Annotated in this window: 16 protein-coding genes; 9 read left to right on the top strand and 7 right to left on the bottom strand. The window is 58.1% G+C overall.

The features are described from left to right. Window positions 1–45 precede the first annotated feature (45 nt). The 5 genes from LKE90_RS11190 (at window position 46) to gabT (ending at window position 5,371) form a co-directional block, all read left to right on the top strand. A complete protein-coding gene (locus LKE90_RS11190) occupies window positions 46–1,176 on the top strand; it encodes an ABC transporter substrate-binding protein (protein ID WP_291501464.1) in 1,131 nt (376 codons plus the stop codon). Beyond that, a complete protein-coding gene (locus LKE90_RS11185) occupies window positions 1,176–2,027 on the top strand; it encodes an ABC transporter permease (protein WP_291493401.1) in 852 nt (283 codons plus the stop codon). The genes LKE90_RS11190 and LKE90_RS11185 overlap by 1 nt, the downstream gene beginning before the upstream one ends. Window positions 2,028–2,035: 8 nt before the next feature. Continuing rightward, window positions 2,036–2,812 carry an ABC transporter permease gene (locus tag LKE90_RS11180; protein WP_291501010.1) on the top strand — a complete coding sequence of 259 codons (777 nt, stop codon included), beginning with the start codon at window positions 2,036–2,038 and terminating at the stop codon, window positions 2,810–2,812. 185 nt (window positions 2,813–2,997) lie between these two features. Further along, a complete protein-coding gene (locus LKE90_RS11175; RefSeq protein ID WP_291493397.1) occupies window positions 2,998–3,909 on the top strand; it encodes a LysR family transcriptional regulator in 912 nt (303 codons plus the stop codon). A 181-nt stretch (window positions 3,910–4,090) separates the two neighbouring features. Beyond that, window positions 4,091–5,371, top strand: coding sequence for a 4-aminobutyrate--2-oxoglutarate transaminase (gabT, locus tag LKE90_RS11170; protein WP_291493396.1), 1,281 nt, complete (start codon window positions 4,091–4,093; stop codon window positions 5,369–5,371). 308 nt (window positions 5,372–5,679) lie between these two features. Here the strand turns inward: gabT and LKE90_RS11165 are convergent, their stop codons facing one another. The 4 genes from LKE90_RS11165 to accD all read right to left on the bottom strand — a co-directional run bounded on the left by LKE90_RS11165 (window position 5,680) and on the right by accD (window position 11,823). Continuing rightward, window positions 5,680–7,761, bottom strand: a complete 2,082-nt coding sequence (locus LKE90_RS11165) for a hypothetical protein (protein ID WP_291493394.1) — start codon at window positions 7,759–7,761, stop codon at window positions 5,680–5,682. Window positions 7,762–8,268: 507 nt separating this feature from the next. After that, window positions 8,269–9,378: a hypothetical protein gene (locus LKE90_RS11160; RefSeq protein WP_291493392.1), complete on the bottom strand. Its 1,110-nt coding sequence runs from the start codon at window positions 9,376–9,378 to the stop codon at window positions 8,269–8,271. A gap of 77 nt (window positions 9,379–9,455) precedes the next feature. After that, complete coding sequence (locus tag LKE90_RS11155; RefSeq protein ID WP_291493390.1) at window positions 9,456–10,787, bottom strand: bifunctional folylpolyglutamate synthase/dihydrofolate synthase; 1,332 nt, start codon at window positions 10,785–10,787, stop codon at window positions 9,456–9,458. A gap of 112 nt (window positions 10,788–10,899) precedes the next feature. Next, window positions 10,900–11,823 carry an acetyl-CoA carboxylase, carboxyltransferase subunit beta gene (accD, locus tag LKE90_RS11150; RefSeq protein WP_291493388.1) on the bottom strand — a complete coding sequence of 308 codons (924 nt, stop codon included), beginning with the start codon at window positions 11,821–11,823 and terminating at the stop codon, window positions 10,900–10,902. A 290-nt stretch (window positions 11,824–12,113) separates the two neighbouring features. Between accD and LKE90_RS11145 the strand changes: the two genes are divergently transcribed. Continuing rightward, window positions 12,114–14,153, top strand: a complete 2,040-nt coding sequence (locus tag LKE90_RS11145) for an NAD(+) synthase (protein ID WP_291493386.1) — start codon at window positions 12,114–12,116, stop codon at window positions 14,151–14,153. A 217-nt stretch (window positions 14,154–14,370) separates the two neighbouring features. Here LKE90_RS11145 and LKE90_RS11140 read toward each other — a convergent pair whose 3' ends face one another. Then, a complete protein-coding gene (locus LKE90_RS11140) occupies window positions 14,371–15,576 on the bottom strand; it encodes a molybdopterin molybdotransferase MoeA (protein ID WP_291493384.1) in 1,206 nt (401 codons plus the stop codon). Window positions 15,577–15,733: 157 nt separating this feature from the next. Here LKE90_RS11140 and rpmG point away from each other — a divergent pair, with 157 nt between their 5' ends. Beyond that, complete coding sequence (rpmG, locus tag LKE90_RS11135) at window positions 15,734–15,901, top strand: 50S ribosomal protein L33 (protein ID WP_173569660.1); 168 nt, start codon at window positions 15,734–15,736, stop codon at window positions 15,899–15,901. Window positions 15,902–16,110: 209 nt separating this feature from the next. On the opposite strand, the gene LKE90_RS11130 is transcribed toward rpmG, so the two are convergent. After that, entirely contained in the window at window positions 16,111–16,440 is a 330-nt protein-coding gene (locus LKE90_RS11130; RefSeq protein WP_291493382.1) for an FtsB family cell division protein, read from the bottom strand. A 227-nt stretch (window positions 16,441–16,667) separates the two neighbouring features. Beyond that, window positions 16,668–17,945 (bottom strand): phosphopyruvate hydratase, encoded by a 1,278-nt coding sequence (gene eno / locus LKE90_RS11125; RefSeq protein ID WP_291493380.1) that lies wholly within the window; start codon window positions 17,943–17,945, stop codon window positions 16,668–16,670. A gap of 471 nt (window positions 17,946–18,416) precedes the next feature. Between eno and LKE90_RS11120 the strand changes: the two genes are divergently transcribed. Together LKE90_RS11120 and LKE90_RS11115 are read left to right on the top strand one after the other, a co-directional pair. Continuing rightward, complete coding sequence (locus tag LKE90_RS11120) at window positions 18,417–19,385, top strand: mitochondrial fission ELM1 family protein (protein ID WP_291493542.1); 969 nt, start codon at window positions 18,417–18,419, stop codon at window positions 19,383–19,385. Between the two features lie 387 nt (window positions 19,386–19,772). Next, window positions 19,773–22,775: an SGNH/GDSL hydrolase family protein gene (locus tag LKE90_RS11115; protein ID WP_291493378.1), complete on the top strand. Its 3,003-nt coding sequence runs from the start codon at window positions 19,773–19,775 to the stop codon at window positions 22,773–22,775. Window positions 22,776–22,788: the final 13 nt, after the last annotated feature.

Below are 22,788 nucleotides of genomic sequence, written 5' to 3'. Positions count from 1 at the left end.
GGTTTTCGGAATGTCTTGTGTTTTCAGGAAGAAAGGATGACGACCATGAAGGGTTTCAGTGCATTGCTTCTGGCGACCTGTTGCACCGCGATGATGGCGCAGGCGCAGGCGGCGGATCTGCCGACTTCCGTTGGGAAGGGCGAGGGAGATCTGAATGTCGTTGCCTGGGAAGGCTACGCGGACGACGTCTGGGTCAAGCCGTTTGAACAGCAGTCAGGGTGCAAGGTCCATCGCAAATATGTCGGCTCGTCCGATGAAATGGTGGCGCTGACCCGCATGGGCGGCGGCAAGGGATTTGACGTTGTCTCGGCATCCGGCGACGCAGCGCTCCGGCTGATCTTCGGCAAGAACGTGCAGCCGGTGAATATCAGCCTCATCCCGGCTTATGGCGATCTGATGCCGGAACTGAAGGAGCCTTCCTTCAACACGGTGAAGGGTGTTCATTACGGCATTTCCTATGAGTGGGGGCCGAATGTCCTCATGTGGAACACGAAAACGATCACGACGGCTCCGACAAGCTGGTCTGTCATTTATGACAAGGCTCATGCGGGTGTGATCACGGTTCCGGACAACCCGATCCAGATTGCGGATGCGGCGCTGTATCTGTCGCACACCAAGCCGGAACTGGGCATCACTGATCCTTATGAGCTGACACAGCCGCAGATGGACGCGGTCGTGTCGCTGCTGAAAGAACAGCGCCCTCTGGTCAAGAAATACTGGGCGCTGGCGTCAGATGAAGTCGATCTGTTCAAGAGCGGTGATGCTCAGGTCGGTGCGGCATGGCCATATCAGGCCAACACGCTGCGGGCTGCTAATGTGCCTGTGCAGGACACCATCCCGACTGAAGGAGCCACCGGTTGGGCTGATACGTGGATGATCAGCACTCATGCGGAGCATCCGAACTGTGCCTATCTCTGGATCAACCATGTGATGACGCCGAAGGTTCAGGCCCAGCAGGCGCTGTCCTTTGGCGAGACGCCTGCTAACACCAAGGCCTGCGCCGAGATGGATACGATGCAGCCCGGTTCATGCAAGCAGTATCATGCTGACGCCTCAGCGGCATATTTCTCGACCATCAAATTCTGGAAAACACCAGTCAAGCAGTGTGGAAATGGTCAGAACAACTGTCTTGATTATGCCGCATGGCAGCGTGCCTGGCAGCAGGTCAAACAGTAATGACGGGCGGCCGGAAGCTTCTGGGGCATGCAGCCCTCCTGTTACCTCCGTTCGGATGGCTGACAGTTTTTTATCTGGGCAGTCTGTTCGCCCTGCTGCTTTCGGCCTTCTGGCAGGTCGATTCAATGTCCGGCGAAATACTCCACGAGTGGACGCTGGACAATTTCCGTATCCTCGTCACGGATAGCACCTACCGTGTCATTGCGGAGCGGACGATCGGTATTGCGGTGCTGGTCACGATTACGGACATCATCCTTGCGTGGCCACTGGCCTACGTTATTGCCCGCAAGGTTGGGCCACGTATGAAACTGGTTCTGCTGGTGCTGGTGGCGCTGCCGCTCTGGTCGAGCATGCTGGCGCGGATTTATTCCTGGCGGCTGATCCTTGGTCATGACGGTGTGCTGAACTGGTTTCTGCGGACGGCAGGATTGCCGGAGCAGTCATTCGCTTTCACGAACGTCGCTTTATGGATCGTGTTCACCTATCTCTGGCTGCCTTTCATGCTGATGCCGCTGGTTTCAGCTCTGGAACGTATTCCGGCCTCTTTGCCTGATGCGGCTGGGGATATGGGCGCCACACCGTTTCAGACGTTTCGGACCGTGATCTTTCCTCTCGCCATTCCCGGTATGGCGGCCGGATCAGTGTTCACCTTTGCCGTCACGCTGGGTGAGTATGTCACGCCGATGCTGGTCGGAGGGGCCGGTTCTGAATTTATCGGCAACGTGGTCTATTCGAATGTCGGTGTATCGGGAAATATTCCGTTTGCAGCAGCCTATTCCATGATTCTTCTTGTTGTGGTCGCGGCTTATATGTTGCTGGCCCGCCAGTTCGGGGCGTTTGACGGAGCATGAGTGGTTCGATGCGTAATGTTGCTCTCTGGGGCGCTGCATCTGCGGTGCTGGCGTTTCTGCTCCTGCCGCTGCTGATTGTGCTGGTGTTCGCGTTCGATGCGTCGTCCGTGCAGGTCTGGCCCATCCATTCCTTTTCACTGAAATGGTTCTACGCCACGTGGGCGGACGAAGAAGTGAGAAGCGCTCTTCTTGTGTCTCTGGAGGTGGCGGGTCTGGCGACCCTGTTTGCGTCCGTGCTTGGAACGCTGGCGGCTGTGGGGATGAATGGTCTTTCCTCGCGTGCTGTTCAGATAGGTTCATTCTTTCTCACGCTTCCCATTGCGCTGCCGGGTGTGCTGACCGGCATCGCGATGAACAGTTTCTTCACCGCGCTGGAAATTCCCTTCACGATGATGACGCTGGTGATTGCGCATACGACGTTCTGTACGGTGGTGATTTACAGCAATGTCATGGCGCGGCTTCGGCGGCTTCCCCGTTCGCTGCTGGAAGCGGCACAGGATATGGGCGCGACCCCTTTCCGGGGTTTTGTCAGTGTCACACTGCCTCTTTTGAGCGGTGCGATTGTGTCGGGAATGCTGCTTGCGTTCGCGCTGTCCTTCGATGAAGTGATTGTCTCGACCTTCACGTCCGGTTCTGAAACGACCCTGCCACTGTGGATCTTCGGCGCCATTCGTCTGGGCCAGCATATGCCGGAAGTGAATGTTGTGGTGTTCGCTGTTGTCGCTGTTACGATCCTGCCGATCATTATTGGTCAGAAACTGGCTGCTTCCGCATCCAGGGAGTAGGTCGTATGGGGGGATATGCGCGCAGGACAGGCCCATGACGGCGAGGAGGCTGACGGGGGCTCTGTGTGTCTCCGGATGCTGGTTGAAGCTGCCGGGTGACAGGTGAAACGCTCCGGAAAACATCATTCGTCCTGGGGTGAATTCTCATCAGTTTCACCCTGCTTCCGTGAGGGAAAAGGTGTGTTATGGCGCTGACATTACGCCAGCTTCGCTATTTTGTGTCTGTCGCGGAAGTCGGTTCGATTTCCGGCGCGGCCATGGTGCTGCTGGTGTCTCAATCAACGGTGACGGAAGCGCTGCGTGATCTCGAGGCGGAGATGGGATTCCGGCTGTTTGACCGTCATGCGCGGGGTGTTGTTCTGACCCGTCGTGGGCAGCAGTTTTTCCAGCGCGTGCAGCGTATTCTTGACAGTGTGGCCGACGCCCAGAGCATGAAGGACGAGGATGAAGAAGCTCTCGTCGGCAGGCTCACTCTTGGTGTGACACAGGTTGTGGCGGGCTATGTCCTGCCCGATCTTCTGACACGATTCCGGCGGGCTTTTCCGAAGGTGGAGGTGATACTGGTAGAGGAACAGTCGGACTATCTGGATCACATGCTGGTCAGTGGAGAGCTTGACCTTGCCGTGATGCTGCGTCTCGGCAGTTCGATCCCCAGCGCGTGCGGCGCGCATGTGATGGGAGTTTCCCCTCATCACGTCTGGCTGTCTCATGGTCATCCTCTTGCGCAGGAGAAGCAGGTCAGTTTGAAGCAACTGGATCAGGAGCCTTTCATCACGCTTGCAGCGGATGTTCTTGAAAGCAGAATGACGGCGGTCTTTGAGAAGTTTTCGTTTCAGTCGACATCCTGTTTCCGGTCGACGTCCATTGAAGCCGTGCGGAGTCTGGTGGCAGCCGGGCATGGTATCGCCCTGTTGCCGCAACTGATTTACCGTCCCTGGTCGCTTGAAGGGGAGAAGATAGAATCCCGTCCGGTTCAGGAGGAGCTTCCGGCGGCCGATTTGCTGGTGATGTGGCGACGCGGTCTGCCGCTGGCTGCTCCGGCGCAGTATTTCATGGATATGGCGTTGCAGCGAACGGATCGTGTTGCGGGCTGGTGAATGGGTGGTGTGCAGTCAAATACTTTTCTTCCCTGACGGGTGGAAGAGTGCTGGAAGAGGGATTATGTGGAGTGCGGCGCATGCGTTGCGCTCCAGTCATGTCACTGCGCTTGTCGGGATACCTTGATTTTTGATGTCAGGCAGAGCCGGTCGGGCAGCTTTTTTGGATAGGGAAAGAAACGTGAGTACAGGCAAGAGCAACAAGGATCTGTCGGCTCGTCGTGCGGCAGCCGTACCTGTTGGTGTTGGCTCGGCAACCGCTATTTATGCGGATCGGGCTCTGGGCGCTGAACTGTGGGATGTCGAAGGGCGTCGCTATATTGACTTTGCAGCAGGTATTGCTGTGGTCAATGTCGGCCACCGTCATCCGGCCGTTATCCAGGCTGTGCAGGAACAACTGGAGCGTTTCAGCCATACGGGTTTTCAGGTTGCGCCGTATGAGAATTATGTGGCTCTTGCAGAGCGTCTGAATGCTGTCGCCCCTCTGGAAGGCCCTGCGAAAAGCATTTTCTTCACGACGGGTGCGGAAGCGACCGAAAATGCCGTGAAGATCGCTCGCGCTGCTACGGGTCGGTCAGGTGTGATCGCCTTCACTGGCGGTTTCCACGGACGCACGCTGCTTGCTTCTGCCATGACCGGCAAGGTGAACCCCTACAAGACGCAGTTCGGCTCTATGCCGGGCGATGTGTTCCATGTGCCGTTCCCCGCTCGTGGTGTTTCGGTTGCGGACAGCCTCAATGCGCTTGACCTGATGTTCGCCGCCGATGTTGATCCGTCCCGCGTGGCTGCGATCATCATTGAGCCGGTGCAGGGTGAGGGTGGTTTCCGGGTGAGCCCGAAGGAGCTGCTCGAAGGTCTGCGTGAGCGTTGCACGAAGCACGGCATCCTGCTGATCGCGGATGAGGTCCAGACCGGTTTTGCCCGTACAGGCAAGCTGTTCGGCATCCAGCATTCGGGTGTGAAGCCTGATCTGATTTCAGTCGCCAAGGCTCTTGGTGGCGGGTTCCCGCTATCCGGTGTCGTTGGTCGCGCAGACATCATGGACGCTGTCCGTCCGGGCGGTCTGGGTGGCACGTATGGTGGTTCTCCGCTGGCCTGTGCTGCGGGTCTTGCTGTGCTGGATGTGATCGAAAAAGAAAAGCTCTGTGCCCGTGCCGAGCATATTGGCGCGACGATCAGCAGGCGCATTGCGGGCTGGGCCGAACGGAGTGATCTGACACCGATCGGCAAGGCGCATGGTCTTGGCGCGATGGTTGGTTTCGATGTGCTCAGCGCACGTGGCTCTGATGAGGTGAAAGCCGGTGGTGCGGGTGATATCTGCGCACGTGCGGCAGAAGCGGGTCTGATCGTTCTGTCCTGTGGCGTACTCGGCGAGACGGTTCGTCTGCTGCCGCCTCTGACCATCAGTGATGAACTGCTGAACGAAGGTCTGGATCTTCTTGAGAAGGTTCTCGCAGTCTGAAGTCAGTGTTCAGTTTTCTGACGTGACAGAAAAGGTGTTCCATGTGAATGGAACACCTTTTTTCGTGATGATGGGTTGTTTGAAAAACAGTTATAAATTCACAAGGATGCCAGAAACCTTTCTGTCTGATCTTTTTTGACGGGGGCTGCCACGAACCCCGGCGAAGGCGCGTTTTTGGTAACTGTTTCGGTTACAACAGATTGGGATCAAAGGGTCTGCGGTCCCTTGCGGGAGTGGGCAGAACCCGTATCGACCTTCCACAAAGAGCAGTCAGCTATGCCGATCGCATAATTCATAAAATGGCTTGGTCAGTAGTAAGTGTATGTTCTTTCATTGTGGATTGTCATGCTGCTGAGCATGGCGCTTGAGACAACAGAGGCAAAGATTGCCTGTCCTGTTTCAAGGAGTTGGCTGCCATCGGTTGTCGTGTACCAGTCGCGGTTGGATTCCAGAAGAACGGCAAGACTGGTCCCGGCGTCCACAACGACCACCCTGTCATCATCCGGATTGGCAAGTCTGTAGTTAGTGATGGCATTTGTAAAAATCTGCGGCCATGTCGCGCTGTATGTCGTGGCATAGTGGAAGCCGAATGGCATGATGGCGAACAGCCATGCGTCAGGTGCGGCAGTTCTGTGCGCAGCAAGAGACTGCGTCATCGCAGCCTGCGCGTCAGACTGGTTGGCGTAGGCCAGTGCGTCACGGGACAGAAGATTGAAGGCAATCCATGACGGAGGTGTCCCGATATCACCGTAGGCACTGAGACGCCCATCGCTATCGAGGGCCGAGATGCCGGAATCAATGAGATTCCAGCGACTTTTTTTGTCGCTATACTCTCCACCGAGGCCGTTGGCTGATCCTGTGACCGAGTAAAACGCCGGAACATCCTGCGTGCTGTCGCCAGCCGTGATGTAGCCTGAGCCAGTACAGGCCGATACGCAGGTCCGGTATCCCGCTGCTTCCATGCCACGCAACAGGAAATATGCATAGGATGACAGCATGTTGTCGCTACCATCGTCAGCCGATACACCCTCCGTCGTATCATCTCCCACCAGCTTGCCCCATAGTCGTGTCGCGACGATAGAGGCGGCTGAGGAGGCTGGATCTATCGTCATGCCGCTGATGGTGAGGCAGTTGCCTCCCCTGTTCCAGCGGTCCGCATTGGGCGTCCGTGTCAGGAAGGCTTCCAGTCGATTGATCTGTCCCGGCAAGATGTTGGAAAGCGTGAGGTCGGTTTTCGCCGCAATATCCCGGGTGGCAGCACCGTTGAGAAAATATGTTATATATGCACCGGTATTTTCAGGTCCAAGGTGGAGTGTGGCTGTTGGCGTTGCCGAAGCCAGCCATGAGACTTGAAACCATGCTCCCGGATTCCATGTGCTGCGCCAGAGGGAGCCTTCTCGTCCTCCATCGCCGGTCCAGTTTCCGGGAGAAAAGAGAAACGCTGAAGAGTCGACCGTCAGCGTATAGGCGGTGCTGAACGCCATGGCGGTAACGGTGAATGCTGGCGGGTTACTCAGTGCGGCGGAGTTGGTAACGGTAAAACTGCCTGTTCCCGCAACGGAAGGCGTAAATGTGAAGGTCAAGGGTGCTGTTGACCCGGCGGGGATGGTATTGGTCTGCGGAAAGAATGTTCCTGCCAGTGTACAACTGGGAACGATTGTAATCCCTGCCGTATTCGCCGTGCCGCTTCCGGGTGTGACTGTGTAGGTGGCGGCTGAACCGACTGTCAGGGCCTGTGGGCCTGACAGGGAGTATTTCGTAAAAGGCGTCTGTGTGGAGGATACTGTTATAAACAGGTCTCCCGGATCAGTCAGGGCGCCGTTGCTGCTCGTGCTGAGGGTTCCCACACCGCTTGCCGTTGGAGTGAAGGTCAATGTGACAGCGCTGGTGGAGCCCGCCGGTAGAGAAACGACTGCTGGTGAAAAAATACCGGCCAGTGAGCAGAGGGGAGTGATTGTAATCGCCTGTGATGCGGGCGATCCGGCTCCGGGAGTGATGGTATAGGTGGACGCAACGCCTGCTGTCAGGCTGGTGGTTCCTGTCAGCGTGTAGGTGGTGAATATATTGGAAAGAGCGATCGAGAAGACGGAAAGAGCGATGGGATCGGTCAGACTGGCAGAGTTTGTCGTGCTCAGGGTTCCTGAGCCTGCTTCTGTCGGTGTGAATGTGAATGTGACAGTGCTGGTGGAGCCGACAGGCAGGGTAACTGTTGTGGGCGTAAAAGCGCCGGCCAGCGTGCATGCCGGGGTAATGACCAGAGGAGCCGACAGTATCGTGCCCGCTGTAGGTGTCACGCGGAAGATGGCTTTGGAACCCACGGACAGGGAGGCGGGTCCCGTTAATGTATAGGCAGGCGTAATCAGGGGAATGACCGTGGACGTATCGCTCATATATCAATGCTCTTTATGATGGTCTTGATTGTAATTCATTCCCTTTTTTAAAGGGTGTTTTAAAAATTATATCTTTTGGAAATGACTCTCGGTGATTCTGCGCCGTGCTCCGCGGGGATTGCGGAAAAGGTCATTCAGGATGCGTGTCTTTGTCTGTGATCATAGATGAAATATCGCGTCAGTGGACGGAAATGATTGTCAGTTCAGAATATTCCAGACTCATGAAGCAATGTTCCTCGGTCTCACGCGCCTTTATGGCTGCTTAACCGTCCCTGAGAGGGATTGCATCTCTTTCATGAGAGGAGAGAAAGAAAGCATAATACTATCAGGTCTTGATTTTGAGATCTCGTCAGACAGAAGCGGGAATTAGAATCATCTCATCTCTTGATGAGGGAATGGTGCTTTTATAAGTTCGTCGTAAATACTTACATCAGTCAGCAGAAACTCAGGCCGGTGCGCTGTCTGTCTCGCTTCATAAGACAGGATAATATTCAGCAAGAAAGCATATCAGAATCCGTAAGCGAGTCCGGAATGAAGGGTCGCGCCGTTGGTCCAGCTGCTGGGTTCGAGCGCATAGAAACCATCGTGCTGATCGACAAGCTGACTGCGACCGAACGAATAATATGTATATTGTACGCCACCGATCAAGTGAAGCGAACGGGCAATACGATAATCGAAATCGAGAGCCGCCGTCCATTGCGGACGGGGACGAAGGTGGAAAGTGCCCCTTGTGCCGGCTGCGTCCATGCGGGAGTCCAGCAGCTCCGTCCACGCAAGCCGACCTCTGAGGACGAATGCGTTGGTAAGGGCGTAGTCGAGGCGTACCTGAATGCCAGCGAGAAACCCGCCATACGCTTCAGAGCTTTTCGGGACACCGCCGGATGACTGGATATCACGGTTCCATGACCAGTAACCACCGACGATCGTGGGGGTGATCATGAAGCGGTCATTGACCATCAGGCCCTTGCCGATTTCGATCCGGCTGTCGGTGGTCATGCGGTGTGAGGTGCTGTTGAGGGGCCAGACATCGCCCAACCGATTATAGGCTGAACCCTTGTAGGCAACATTTCCATCGCCAAGCGCGAAGTGGGCGGCAAGAAAGACATGGTCGATTTCGTACATGTCGAACATGTCGGCCACATCAAGCTGGAATCCCGGCACCCAGCCGATCTCCCGGTCATATCCGGTGCTGGCGCCCTGCCACGGGAGCTTTTCCTTGTAGTTGCTCCAGGCCCCCGTCACGGAAAGCCCGATTTCCCTGTTGACCTGAACGACGGCCGGGATATGGGACGCGGCTACATAGGAGCCGCCGGGATGATAGCTGTGCGTGTCATCGGGCAGGGAACGATGACGGGGAAGCTGTAAGCTTTCTTCCGGCTCGAAACGATGGGTTGGCATGTGATACTGGGTGAGGGGCGATGTATCGACCACGCCTTCATCACCCGGATCCATGTTCATGGTCATCAGCATCCGTGCGAGGGTCTGGTGGCGCAGTTCGGAATCCCGTCGTGCATCCAGATAGGACGCACTGTGCTCGGGAGCGAACTGGGCGTGAGCCTGTCGGGATGCAGACAGAGCCATCATGGAAAAGCCCAGACACAGGAGAATCTTGCGCAAGGGCGCCTCGCTCGGATGAGAAACAGTATCTGTGTTTCTCCTAAGGCGAGACGGTTAACGACCCCTTACGAAATCATCTATTCAGCGTGCCATCCGTCTTTTTTCAACACAACTCCAGCCAGATAAAGGCTGCCGCAGATCAGGACGCGCGCCGTCTTTTCCGGTCTCCCGGACAGTCTGGTGAGTGCGGTGGCAATGTCGGGCCCGGGCTGCGCGCGTCCACGGGAGGCTTCCACGATGGCTTCCACAGGGAGCGCCAGATGCTGGTCCGGTTCCGCAACCGCGTGAACGGAGGTAGCGTGATCGAGAAGGGGCGAAAGGAAACCTGACGCGTCCTTGGTCTGCTTCATGCCGACCAGAATATGCAGCGGTCGATCAGACCAGTGTTCAAGCACGGGCACCAGCGCTTCGCCTGCGCCGGGATTGTGCCCGCCATCCAGCCACAGCTCCCATCCGGACGGAAGCTGGGCGGCAAGCGCGCCTTCGAGTTTCTGAAGGCGTGCGGGCCAGCGTGTGTGTGCGATTCCCGCCCATGCCGAGTCAGGCAGATCAAGCCCACTGGCGCGGAGGGTCGCCACGGCGAGTCCGGCGTTGTCGTCCTGATGCGCGCCGGTGAGGGCAGGGAGAGGGAGCGTCAGAACGCCCTTGGCGTCCTTGTAAAGCAGTGAGGCTCCATCCTCGCTGCGCGTCAGCTCCCAGTCACGGTCCCGCAGCAGGAGAGGCGCGTTTTGGGCGTCGGCTTCCGCCTGCACGACATCCCGCACCGCCTGAGGCTGGCGTCCGGTGACAACGGGCGCGCTCGGTTTGATGATGCCTGCCTTTTCGCCCGCGATGGCGGCGAGAGTACTGCCGAGGAAGGCTTCATGATCCATCGAGATGGCGGTGATGGCGCAGGCGGCTGGACGGGTCAGAACATTCGTGGCGTCAAAGCGGCCACCCAGCCCGACCTCGATGATGGCCAGTTCGGCAGGGTGCCGTGAGAACAGTAGGAATCCGGCGGCTGTCAGCACCTCAAACACGGTGATCGGCTCACCATCGTTCACCCGTTCGATCTCTTCCAGCGTGGCGACCAGCTCTTCCTCGCTGACCAACTGGCCCGCGACGCGGAACCGCTCCGTCACATCCACCAGATGGGGCGAGGTCATGACATGCACACGCCAGCCCGCCGTCTCACCGATGGCGCGCAGATTGGCGCAGGTGCTGCCCTTGCCGTTGGTTCCGGCGACATGGATGACGGGAGGGAGGTGTCGTTCGGGGTGACCGAGTCTGCCCAGAAGGGCTTCGAGGCGTCCCAGAGACAGGTCGATCAGGGCCGGATAGAGTCGGTTCAGCCGTTCCAGAACAGTTCCGGTCCGGCCCGTGAACTCCGCTCCAAGCGCAGGCTGGCGGGGTGAAGGCGTGTCGGTCATGCAGTTTCACACTCCGGGCCAGGCGCCGGAGAGGCGTGGGCCGCCATATCGGATCGGGGTGAGACACATGCGTCTCACCCCGTGAGGAGGAGCTGGAGAAGCCGTTTCCCGCTCAGTTTACGGGCAGCGGATTCTCTTCAGAGCCGGGTTCTTCCGGATCGGGCAGGGTCTCCGTGAAGACATCGCCCGAAGGTGCTGCGGTCAGCAGACCGATCACGCGACCAAGGGTTTCACGCAGGTTCTTGCGCTCGACGACCATGTCCAGCATGCCGTGTTCGAGCAGATATTCGGAACGCTGGAAGCCTTCCGGCAGCTTCTCGCGGACTGTATCCTCGATCACGCGCGGTCCGGCGAAACCGATCAGCGCCTTGGGTTCGGCGATCTGCACGTCACCCAGCATGGCGAAGGACGCGGAAACGCCGCCGGTCGTCGGGTCTGTCAGCACGACGATGTAGGGTAGTCCGGCATCCTTGAGCATCTGCACGGCAACCGTCGTGCGGGGCATCTGCATCAGACTGAGAATGCCTTCCTGCATGCGCGCGCCGCCGGAAGCGGTGAAGATGACCAGCGGAGAGCGCTGAAGGATGGCCAGACGGGCGGCTGCGATGAACGCCTCGCCCAGGGCAGTGCCCATGGTGCCAGCCATGAATTCATACGCCATGACTGCGACGACCGCCGGATAGCCGGTGATCCTGCCGTGGGCGACCGCCAGCGACTCATCAAGACCGGATTTGGCGCGCGCGTCCTTCAGACGGTCCGTGTAACGCTTCTGGTCACGAAAGCCGAGCGGATCGACGGGCACCTTTGGCAGTTCGATGCGCGTGTAGCTGCCGGCGTCAAATGTCCACTCGAAACGCTCGGCCACCGGAACTTTCATGTGAAAGCCGCAGTGCGGGCAGACATTCAGGGTGCGCTGCAGTTCCTTCACCAGAACCATCTGATGGCAGGATGTGCAGTTGGTCCAGAGATTGTCCGGAACGTCGCGCTTGAGCAGTCCCCGAATCTTGGGGCGGACATATTTGGTCAGCCAGCTCATGCTCAACTCCGCACAGAAAAAACAAAACGGTCAGCCGCATCCCATGATATCAGGCGCGGACGCAAGGGGAGACTGCATAGCTTTCCTGCGGCGCTCTGCCAAGTATGTGGACATTTTCTCCGGATAGGGAGGCTGTCTGTTGTCCGCCGGACCGTCTGCGGAAAACCGTTCTGCTGTCCGGAGCCGCCGCAGAACCCGTAACCTGCTCACACAAGAAGCTGTTTGGCCTGCGCCTCCCGCTCCGCCTATAGAATGATGACCTGATATCTTCCGGATTGCGTGAGGCACCCATGCGGGACTTCCACTCCCTTTACAAACACGGCTTCGCCCGTGTTGCCGCCTGCACCCTGCCCGTCGGGCTCGCCGACCCGCGTCTGAACGCTGCCCGTATCGTCGAATGTGTGTCGGTCTGCTCGGAACAGGGAGCGGTGCTGGCCGTGTTCCCCGAATTGGGGCTTTCCGGTTACGCCATTGACGACCTTCGCCAGCAGGATGTGCTTCTGGACGCGGTTGAAGAGGCGGTGGCGGAGATTGCGCGTGCGACCAGCACGTTTCTTCCCCTCATCCTGATCGGCGCGCCGCTGCGTCACCGTGACGCACTCTATAACTGCGCCATCGCCATTCATCGCGGTGAGATTCTGGGTGTCGTGCCCAAATCCTATCTTCCCAACTATCGCGAGTTCTATGAAGCCCGGCAGTTCACCCCCGGCGCGGGCATTGTTGGAGACACGATCCGCCTTGCCGGTGGGGAGACGCCGTTCGGCACGGATCTGCTGTTCGAGGCAGGCGATATTCCCGGCTTCTGCGTCGGTGTGGAGATCTGTGAGGATCTGTGGGTGCCTCTGCCGCCCAGCACCCGTGCGGCGCTTGCCGGAGCAACCGTTCTGGCCAATCTTTCGGCCAGCGACATCACGGTCGGGAAGGCGGAGGAGCGGGACAGGCTCTGCCGTTCCCAGTCAGATCGCTGTCATGCGGCCTATCTCTACGCGGCGGCGGGCGAAGGAGAATCCACGACCGATGTGGCGTGGGACGGTCAGGTCTCCATCTTCGAGAATGGTCGTCTGCTGAAAGCCAGTGACCGTTTTCCGAGTGGAGCGCGGCATGTGCTGGTGGATATCGACCTTGATCTGCTGCGTCAGGAGCGGATGCGGATGACGTCCTTCGCGGCCAACGCGGCGGCTGAGGAAGATGGAGGGATGTGGCGGCGGATCGTCCGGACCTTCACACCGCCTGCTTCCGATTTCGGCCTGATGCGCGAGGTGCCGCGCTTCCCGTTCGTTCCGGCGGACCCGGCTGGACTGGCGCAGGACTGCTATGAAGCCTGCACCATTCAGGTCTCGGCGCTCCGGACGCGCCTTGCGGCCACGGGTGCGCGGAAGATGGTGATCGGTGTTTCGGGAGGGCTCGATTCGACTCAGGCCCTGCTTATCGCTGTCCGGGTGGCGGATGAGCTGGGTCTGAAGCGGGATGCCGTGCTTGCCTTCACCATGCCGGGTTTCGGCACCAGCGATGCGACGAAGAGCAACGCCCATGCCCTGATGCGGGCGCTGGGGGTGACCGCTGATGAAATCGATATTCGTCCGGCCTCGGAACTGATGCTGAAACAGATCGGCCACCCGTATGGGCGTGGTGAGCCGGTTTATGACGTTACCTTCGAGAACGTGCAGGCTGGTCTGCGGACCGACTTCCTGTTCCGTCTGGCCAACCAGCGTGGTGGCATCGTGTTGGGCACCGGCGACCTGTCCGAACTGGCGCTGGGCTGGTGCACCTACGGGGTGGGCGACCAGATGGCGCATTACAACGTCAATGCGGGCCTGCCAAAGACGTTGATCCAGCATCTGATCCGCTGGTTCATGTCGTCCGGCCAGTTCAGCCCGGAGACCGTGGAGATTCTGAAGTCGATCCTTGCGACGGAAATCTCACCTGAACTGGTTCCTCCCGGCGAAGACGGCGCGGTCCAGAGCACGGAGGCCACCATCGGTCCCTACGCGCTGCATGATTTCTCGCTGTTTCACGTCCTGCGCTACGGTTTTCGTCCGTCGAAGATTGCCTTTCTCGCGTGGCATGCCTGGAGGGAGGCGGAGAGTGGAGCGTGGCCGCCGGGTTTCCCCGAAGATGAGCGCATGGCTTACGATCTGCCGACCATCAGGCACTGGCTGGCCGTGTTTCTCCAACGCTTCTTCACGAGCAGTCAGTTCAAGCGCTCCGCCATGCCAAATGGTCCCAAGGTGGTGGCGGGCGGTTCCCTGTCGCCTCGTGGAGATTGGCGTGCCCCTTCTGACGGGAATGCCCGGGTCTGGCTGGAGGAGCTGGAGAAGAACGTGCCTTAGAGCAACATTCGATCAGACGAAATCGTCTGGTTGGATAAAGTTGCTCGATAAACAATGGCTGAGAGCGGCATCCGTGACCCAGCCTGAACGGATGCCGCTCTCAGCGTTTTATGGACCACGATGTGGGTTCTGCCCGCGTCCAGTAGGACTCTGGGTTCCCGCATCCCGACAAACGGTTGGCCTTTGGTGAGGTATGAGGCAAAGCCCGAATCCGCCTTCAGTCCACCAGTCCATGCAGGCGCATGATCCGGCAGGTTTCTCCGGTTTTCGCTTCCGGCGCGAAGCGTTCCCGCAGCAGCAGCGCATCGCAGTCGGCCAGCGGGGCCATCATGGAGGAGTCCTGTCGGGAGAAGGGTTTTGCCCAGAGAACGCCGTTTTCATCCCGGCTCAGTGTGGCGCGGAGATAATCGAAGCGCTGGTCATTGGCGGGCAGGTCGGCGGCCAGACGGGCGGACTCGATGCCATCGTCTTTCGTCACCTCGCCGGACATGGCGCGGAGGGCAGGCAGCACGAATACAAGGCTGCATACAAAAACCGCGACCGGATTACCGGGCAGGCCGATGACGGGTGTTCCGTTCATCTGGCCGAACATCAGCGGTTTGCCGGGACGCATGGCGATTTTCCAGAAATCCGTGACCAGCCCCGTCTCACCGAGGGCTTTCTTGACGAGATCATAGTCTCCCACGCTGGCGCCGCCGATGGTCAGCAGGAGATCGACCGTCTCCAGTTGCCGGATGCTGTCAGTCAGCGAATCGACCGTATCGCGGGCGACCGGCAGGATGATCGGGTCTGCTCCTGCCTTGCGGAGGAGGGCTGCGAGCATGAAGGCGGCTGAGCCGACGATGGAGCCGGGCGGCACAATGGCGCCGGGCAGAACGATTTCGTCGCCGGTGCTGAGAATGGCGACGCGAGGCCGTCGCCGCACCGTGATCCACGGGCAGTTCGCTGAGGCGGCGATGCCGATATCGCGCGCCGACAGTTTCCGGCCAACCGGGATAACGGTCTGGCCTTCGGAGAAATCCAGTCCTTTGGGGCGGATGAAGCGCCCGCTGGCGACTGGCTCCGTGACCGTGATGTGGTGGCCATCGCGGGTCGTGTTTTCCTGTATCAGAATCGCGTCAGCGCCATCCGGCACAAGACTGCCGGTGAAAATCCGCAGGCAGGTGCCGGGGGTGACGGCCAGATCGCTTGGATGTCCGGCGGGAATCTCGCCTATGACATGCAGCCTCGCATCTTTCGCCGTATCGACCGCTCTGACGGCGTATCCGTCCATTGAGGAGACGTCCGCCGGTGGGTTGAATAGGTGCGCCGTGACGGGTGCGGCGCTGATGCGGCCACAGGCCTCGGTCAGCGAAACGGTCTCTGCACCGAGCAGCGGGAGGGCGGAAAGGATACGATGAAGGGCTTCTGAGACCTCGATCATGGGCTTTTTCCAAACTTTTTGGGGCTTCCGGGGCGTTCGGGACGCATGAATGCTTGACCTGAGGCCCTCGGATGCGCAATTTGCGCCGAACTTGAACCACGACCGCGATCAGGGGTGCAAATCCGGACCTGCGGTCAGGCACGATTCCGAGGATCTTATGGCAAAGTCCAACGTCATCCAGATCCGGCTCGTCTCCTCCGCAGACACCGGATATTTCTACGTCACCAAGAAGAACGCCCGTTCCCAGACCGGCAAGCTCGAACTGAAGAAGTACGACCCTGTTGCGCGCAAGCACGTCGTCTTCCGTGAAGCGAAAATCAAATAAGGTCTGCGCCTTAAAACGCAGCCCATAAGAAAAGCGCCATTCCTTAGGGAACGGCGCTTTTTCTTTGGGTTGCAGGTCTTTGGGTTGTCAGGGTGATGTGCGGAGCGTCACCCCGCGCCTCACGTAGGGGCGGTCTCTTTAATTCTTTATAGTCTATTGAAAATAAAAGTTTTTTGTCTTTCGTGGAGAAGACACGCCCTGAAACGGCTTTAGAAAAGCTGTGCGTGTTTGTCGTAAGGCACGACAATATCGTTGGGGTTGGCCAGATTGAGCATCGCCCGGGCGCGCTCATCCAGAATGTCCGCGTTCAGCGCGCCCTCGCTCAGACCCGATACGCGGCGACGCCAGGCGGCCTGCTCCGTGACGGCATTGGCTTGGGACTCGTGCGCCTCGTCAAGCAGATGAAGCTGTTCGTGGTAGGATTTGAGGCCATGCGCACCCTGAGTGGCCTGCCAGCAGAAATAACCGGTGAGAGCGAGAAAGACGGAGGGGGGGAGAACCGCGTTGAAGGCGCGTCGGATTATCCGGCCAAGCTGCATACGAATCGGGACCTCCGGGAGAATCGAACCAAGGGGTTTCAAGCCTGTCCCCTACCGTATTGCAAGAAATGGCTTAAAAAAGGCGAAATGGCTGAATAATTACATTTTTGGAAATTCAAGCGGCTTTTACGTCACAGACCTGTCCCCGGCCAGAGAAAGCCGGGGACAGAGAAACCGGGGACAGAGAAACCGGGGACAGAGAAACCGGGGACAGGGGAGCGCGGACCTTATCTCTTCAGGATCGTGCGTCCTGCATAAGCGGCCGCCGTCGCCAGTTCCTGCTCGATCCGCATGAGCTGGTTGTATTTCGCCGTGCGGTCCGAGCGGCAGAGCGAGCCGGTCTTGATCTGGCCGCAGTTCGTGGCCACGGCGAGGTCGGAGATGGTGGTGTCTTCCGTCTCGCCGGAACGGTGGCTCATCACGCACTTGTAGCCAGCGCGGTGGGCCATTTCCATGGCGGCCAGCGTTTCGGTCAGCGTGCCGATCTGGTTCACCTTCACGAGCAGGGCGTTCGCCACGCCGTCCTCGATACCGCGCGCCAGACGGACAGGGTTGGTCACGAACAGATCGTCACCGACCAGTTGCACGGACTTGCCGAGCGTCTGGGTCAGCAGGGTCCAGCCCTCCCAGTCATCCTCGGCCACGCCGTCCTCGATGGAGACGATGGGGAAGCGCTTCGTCAGGTCTTCGAGATAAGCGACGATGCCGCCTGCATCCAGCGTCTTGCCTTCACCGGCGAGAACATACTTGCCGTCCTTATAATATTCGGTCGCGGCGCAATCGAGCGCGAACGTCACGTCCTCACCCGGACGGTAGCCGGCAGCTTCCACGGCGCGAGTGATATAGGTCAGCGCTTCGTCAGCGGATTTCAGGTTGGGCGCGAAGCCGCCTTCATCGCCGACATTGGTGGCGAAGCCATCAGCGGACAGGGATTTCTTCAACTGGTGGAAGATTTCCGATCCCCAGCGGATGGCGTCGGCCACTGTCGGTGCGCCGACCGGCTGGATCATGAATTCCTGAATGTCGATCGGGTTATCCGCATGCTCGCCGCCATTGATGATGTTCATCATCGGCACCGGCAGGACATGGGCGAACGGACCGCCGATATAACGGTAAAGCGGGATTTCCAGTTCTGCCGCTGACGCCTTGGCGACGGCGAGGGACACGCCGAGGATGGCGTTCGCACCCATGCGGCTCTTGTTCGGTGTGCCGTCCAGCTCGATCATCGCGTTGTCGATGTCGATCTGGTCCTGAGATTCCGCACCCTGAAGCGTCGGGAAAATCTCGTTTTCGACGTTCTCGCAGGCTTTCAGGACACCCTTGCCGCCATAGCGGGACTTGTCGCCGTCACGGAGCTCGACGGCTTCGTGCGCGCCGGTGGACGCGCCGGAGGGAACGGCTGCGCGGCCGGTGACGCCGGAAGCCAGCTCGACCTCGACTTCGACTGTGGGGTTACCACGACTGTCCAGAATTTCGCGGGCGATGATGTCGACAATGGCGCTCATGACTAGCCTCTTGTTTCTTGCACTCTTATTGCAGGCGCTGTCCGTTGCCGGGGCATGCGCCGGACTGTTAGAGGACTGCTTCGGACAGAGTTGTCAACTGCCAAGTGTATCATTCCCGGATGAACGTTTATCCTTTCCGGCAGGGTATGACAGATGAGGCGGATGGCTCGGGCGGGCATTTCCGCAGGGCCATCCACAGGGCCATCCGCTGGGCCAGCGGCACGGTGATGGGCGGAGACGAGGGCGGGCGCGTTTCACGCCGCGAGTCCTCTCAGTGGCCTGCTCTTCAGGGGAGTATGGCAATCGATCGGGAAAGAGCGTCTCCTTTTTTTGGAATATACGGAACGATATTTGTTTTCAGTATTTCCTAAACAGGACGAAACACCATAAAGACATGAAAGGAATCAGACGTGTATTTGACCCCGATGAGGCATCACCTCATGTTTCTTTTGTGGTGAGGTGTTTTCCGTGATGCTCCATACTCCATCTGGCATTGCGGTTGTGGCTGAAGACCTTGCGGGGATGCGGTCACAGGCATTTGGACTGGCGGAGTATGTCGCTCTTCCCTCACGATTTTATGCGGTTCGGGCAGAGAGGCTTCTGCATCGTTGCCTTCCACCTTCCCTGTGGCGTCGTCCATTGACGGCACTGTCGGAAAAGCTGCTCCCCTCACATGAGGATCTGGTGTTCAGCGTGGCCGGGAAAGGAGGAGCCGTCGGCGCCGCCATGCGTCGCAGAGGTCGTCCTGTCGTGCAGATTCAGAATCCCCGTATCCGTGCGGACCGGTTCGATCTGGTGATTGCCAATTATCATGATGAGATTGATGGGCCGAACGTTCTGCTCAGCCGCACGGCGCTGCATGGGCTGACTGAGGTAAAGTTGGCTGAAGCCCGCTTGTTGTGGCGGGACAGGCTGAATGTGTCAGGGCGTCCCCTGCTTGCTGTTCTGGTCGGCGGTGCGAACGGACGGTTCCGTTTTGGGCGTGAGGAAGCCGAGGATTTTGCGAAGCGGCTGATGCGTGTCGCGAGGAAAGCGGATGCGAATCTCTTTATCACGACATCCCGCCGTACGGCGCCGGAAGCGACGGCTGTGCTCCGTGAGGCCGTTGAGAGTGTGGGTGGCATCCTGTGGAGCGGTGGCGATGACAATCCGTATCGCGGACTGATCGCCTGCGCGGACTGGCTGGTTGTCACGGCGGATAGTGTGTCGATGGTTTCGGAAGCGGTTGCGAGCACGGCTCCTGTGTACGTGCAGCGTTTGCCGGGGAAATCCCGCAGAATTGGACTGTTTCTCGAAACGCTGCAAAAATCCGGCAGAATTCGCATGTTTGAAGACGAGCTTGAGTCTTGGCAGGTTCAGCCTCTGGATGACACGCCTGCTGTTGCGGAGCAGATGTGTCAGCGTCTTGGACTGGAAGAGCTGTTCACGGACGGGACATGATCTGTCTGTTATCCATCCTGTTTGGGACAGGATAGAATAGTATCATATTATGAGCATCACGGACTCAGTGTGGAGTTTGTGGTGCGAAGAGACTCGATATTTTATATTGTCTGAAGATATCGTCTCCTTGTCATGTGATTTCAAATGGTCATGATTATTACGGGCATAAAATTTTTTGCTTTTATAGGGTTTTGTGAATCCCGATTGAATGAAAATATTCTTTTCATATTGGATTATTTCATAAAAATTCGGATGAAGTTAATTTGCGGCATGTGGGTTTTTACCCGGCTGCTTTTCGAAACTTACACAGTGGACGGGGACAGCTACTCCTGTTGCAACTTTTGCGCTGAATGGTTTTTAGCTTTTTTATTTCAAGGAAATTTATAGATGGTCACATGGACACAGCTTGCTGACACCAATGTTGCGGCGACAGCAAGCGCGGTTGCCGCCGGGCAGACGCTGGTGGATGGATGGATTGATCTTGTAGGAAATGTCTGGTCGACCACGGTCCTTCCGTCCGGTGCGACACAGAATTATCTGACATCCATCAAGGAAAGCACTCCATGGTCTGGCGGTCCGCTCTACCGTCCGCAGTCGGAAGATGCGATGTCTGGTCGTATGACGGCTCAGGTTCGTCTTAATTCCAGTCAGACAGTCTATGTTATGCTTCGGTCGAACCGGGGTACGGCGGCGACTGCATTTCAGGGCTATCTGTTAGGCATTGATAATAATTCATCCGGTTTCTTTCTGCATGGTTTTGTTGGTATTTCCGGAAAAGTCACTCAGGTTCTCAACCAGACACTTTCACAGCAGCCTGCCAACGGAGATCTGGTCACCCTTGACGTTCAGTTGACGCAGGATACGTCTACAACCTCAACCTTGGTTGCCACCGTGACGAATTCCGCCGGCGTCACTCTTGGCACGGCAACGGTTACCGGCAACTCAACCGTGAATACAGCGGCGCTTCAGAATATCGTGGGATCATTCGGTCTCTGTGCCTATTCTGCGAACAGCAATAACGTTACCGGTGTCAAGGAGGTTTCTGTTTATAGCGGAGACGCTGCGGCGACCGCGGCAACGGCCTATACTCTGAGCGGTTCTTCCAGCCTGACTGTCAATACCGCAGCAACCTATACGGTCACACCGAACGGAGCACCCGCCGCAGCGGTGACCATCATGCCGGTCAGCACTCTGGCAGGCACATTTTCCCCGACGACTGTTACGCTTCCTGCCGCCAGTACCGGTGGTGTCCCATTTACCTTCACACCATCGGTATCCGGTTCAGGGTCTCTGTCCACGACAAATAGTGGCAGCCTTACCAATCCGGCAGCGTTGTCGCTGACGGTTGGTGCACAGGCTACTGCGCCTTCTGCTCCTTCCTTCACTCTTGCAGCCGGTTCCGGACAGGTGACTGTGACAGTCGCGGCGCCGACCTCCACGGGTGGCGCCACCATTACGGGCTACCCGATTTTTGTGGGAACCAGCGCGGGTGGTGAAAGCAGTTCTCCGGTCACCACGCTGACGGCTCCCGGCACCTATACGATCACCGGCCTGACGAACGGTGTTCCAGTATATGTGACGGTGGGCGCTACGAATTCTGTCGGCACGACACGGGCGTCGGAAAAGACGGCAACACCAGTCGCACCTGCGGCAACGACCTATACGTTGAGTGGTTCTTCCAGTCTGGCTGTGAATACGCCAGCAACCTATACGGTTGCACCAAATGCGGCGCCTTCCTCAGCGGTGACCATCACGCCCGCCAGTACTCTGGCTGGTACATTCTCTCCTGCGACAGTGACGCTTGCCGCAGGAAGCGCCAGCGGAGTGACGTTTACTTTCACACCGTCTGCGGTCGGTTCAGGATCTCTGTCCACGACAAATAGTGGTAGCCTTACCAATCCGGCAGCGTTGTCGCTGACAGTCATTTCGCAGGCGACAGCACCTTCCGCTCCTTCCTTCACTCTTGCAGCCGGTTCCGGACAGGTGACTGTGACAGTCGCGGCGCCGACCTCCACGGGTGGCGCCACCATTACGGGTTATCCGATTTTTGTGGGAACCAGCGCGGGCGGTGAAAGCAGTTCTCCGGTCACCACGCTGACGGCTCCCGGCACCTATACGATCACCGGCCTGACGAACGGTGTTCCAGTATATGTGACGGTGGGCGCTACGAATTCTGTCGGCACGACGCAGGCGGTGGAGCAGACGGCAATACCGGTTGCGCCTGTGACGGGTGGCGCTATCGCGGTTGATTCGCCCGCCTTCCTGTTTTCTCCCGGCAACTGGTATGGAGATACAGGGCGTGCGGGGTCCGCATGGCGTCGGACATGGAATGTGGGCGCCTATTTCGTCCTGACATGGACCGCATCCGCCAGCCCGACGGCTACCCTTCATCTCGGACCCAGCGGGACGGGAGCCTATGTCACGCTCTATCTCAATGGTGTCGGTACAACGGTTGCCGTGACGGGGGATATCACGCTGTCCGGAATCACGCCATCTTCGGAAAACGTCCTGTTCGCCATTCTGAGCAATACACCGCAGAGTTCTCGCTGGAATCAGGGGGGAAACAATCTTGTCGTGTCCGGCGTGACTGTTGATAGCAATTCCAGCGCGGGGGTATCTGTCGCGGGTACGAAAGGATGGATCAAGATTATCGGCGACAGCATCACCGAAGGGATCAAGGCGAATAACAACAAGGATAATATCGTTTACGGGTACACGTTCCAGGTTCTGCAGGGGCTGAGAGCGAAGGGATATGAGGTCTGCGTGTCCGCCTGTGGTTACTCCGGCTATCTGGTGAGCGGAGATAGCAGCGCGGATGTTCCGCCCTATTACTATGTTTCCGGATCCAGTTCCGGCAGCGGCGGAACCTATGATGACAGTAAGAGCCGGTGGAACAAGATTGATGCAAACGTCTCCGCACTGGACAGCAACAATCATCTTTCCGCATATGGGGCTGTGGGAACGGAGCCCGCCGCCATTGTCGTCAACTATCTGACCAATGAGGCGCTGAGCAAATTCAGCACGTCTGATTCGCAGGCGGCCATGCGGCAGGCCATGACCGCCCATCGCCAGGCAGCGCCGGATGCATGGCTTTTTCAGATTGTTCCGTTCGGATTTCATTATACGCCAAAATATGCTGCGTCGTGGCTTGCAGTTTTCAATAATGCCATGAATGATTACCGGGCGGCCTATCCGGGCGATACCAGAGTGGCAACCGTTGATATCGGTTCTGATCTCTCGAACACGCTTCAGAAAAATATGGGGTGGTATATCTATACGGACGATGTGCATCCTCTGGCGCCGGGTCATGCGCTCGTTGCGCCGGTTGTGCAGGCTTCCATCGTCACGTCGATGGAAAGCAAGAGAAACCAGTCCTACACGTTTTTCTGATCTTTTATTGTCT

This window comes from Acetobacter sp. (genome assembly GCF_022483985.1).
Taxonomy (GTDB): domain Bacteria; phylum Pseudomonadota; class Alphaproteobacteria; order Acetobacterales; family Acetobacteraceae; genus Acetobacter.
The sequence above is the reverse complement of the archived record's forward strand: the minus strand, read 5'-3'. Positions and strand labels throughout refer to the sequence as shown.

What these genes read in the sequence shown, in the direction of transcription:
- LKE90_RS11190 (WP_291501464.1), top strand. Translation starts at nt 46, where the DNA reads ATGAAGGGTTTCAGTGCATTGCTTCTGGCGACCTGTTGCACCGCGATG.
- LKE90_RS11185 (WP_291493401.1), top strand. Translation starts at nt 1,176, where the DNA reads ATGACGGGCGGCCGGAAGCTTCTGGGGCATGCAGCCCTCCTGTTACCT.
- LKE90_RS11180 (WP_291501010.1), top strand. Translation starts at nt 2,036, where the DNA reads ATGCGTAATGTTGCTCTCTGGGGCGCTGCATCTGCGGTGCTGGCGTTT.
- LKE90_RS11175 (WP_291493397.1), top strand. Translation starts at nt 2,998, where the DNA reads ATGGCGCTGACATTACGCCAGCTTCGCTATTTTGTGTCTGTCGCGGAA.
- LKE90_RS11165 (WP_291493394.1), bottom strand. Translation starts at nt 7,761, where the DNA reads ATGAGCGATACGTCCACGGTCATTCCCCTGATTACGCCTGCCTATACA.
- LKE90_RS11155 (WP_291493390.1), bottom strand. Translation starts at nt 10,787, where the DNA reads ATGACCGACACGCCTTCACCCCGCCAGCCTGCGCTTGGAGCGGAGTTC.
- accD (WP_291493388.1), bottom strand. Translation starts at nt 11,823, where the DNA reads ATGAGCTGGCTGACCAAATATGTCCGCCCCAAGATTCGGGGACTGCTC.
- LKE90_RS11145 (WP_291493386.1), top strand. Translation starts at nt 12,114, where the DNA reads ATGCGGGACTTCCACTCCCTTTACAAACACGGCTTCGCCCGTGTTGCC.
- LKE90_RS11140 (WP_291493384.1), bottom strand. Translation starts at nt 15,576, where the DNA reads ATGATCGAGGTCTCAGAAGCCCTTCATCGTATCCTTTCCGCCCTCCCG.
- rpmG (WP_173569660.1), top strand. Translation starts at nt 15,734, where the DNA reads ATGGCAAAGTCCAACGTCATCCAGATCCGGCTCGTCTCCTCCGCAGAC.
- LKE90_RS11130 (WP_291493382.1), bottom strand. Translation starts at nt 16,440, where the DNA reads ATGCAGCTTGGCCGGATAATCCGACGCGCCTTCAACGCGGTTCTCCCC.
- eno (WP_291493380.1), bottom strand. Translation starts at nt 17,945, where the DNA reads ATGAGCGCCATTGTCGACATCATCGCCCGCGAAATTCTGGACAGTCGT.
- LKE90_RS11120 (WP_291493542.1), top strand. Translation starts at nt 18,417, where the DNA reads ATGCTCCATACTCCATCTGGCATTGCGGTTGTGGCTGAAGACCTTGCG.
- LKE90_RS11115 (WP_291493378.1), top strand. Translation starts at nt 19,773, where the DNA reads ATGGTCACATGGACACAGCTTGCTGACACCAATGTTGCGGCGACAGCA.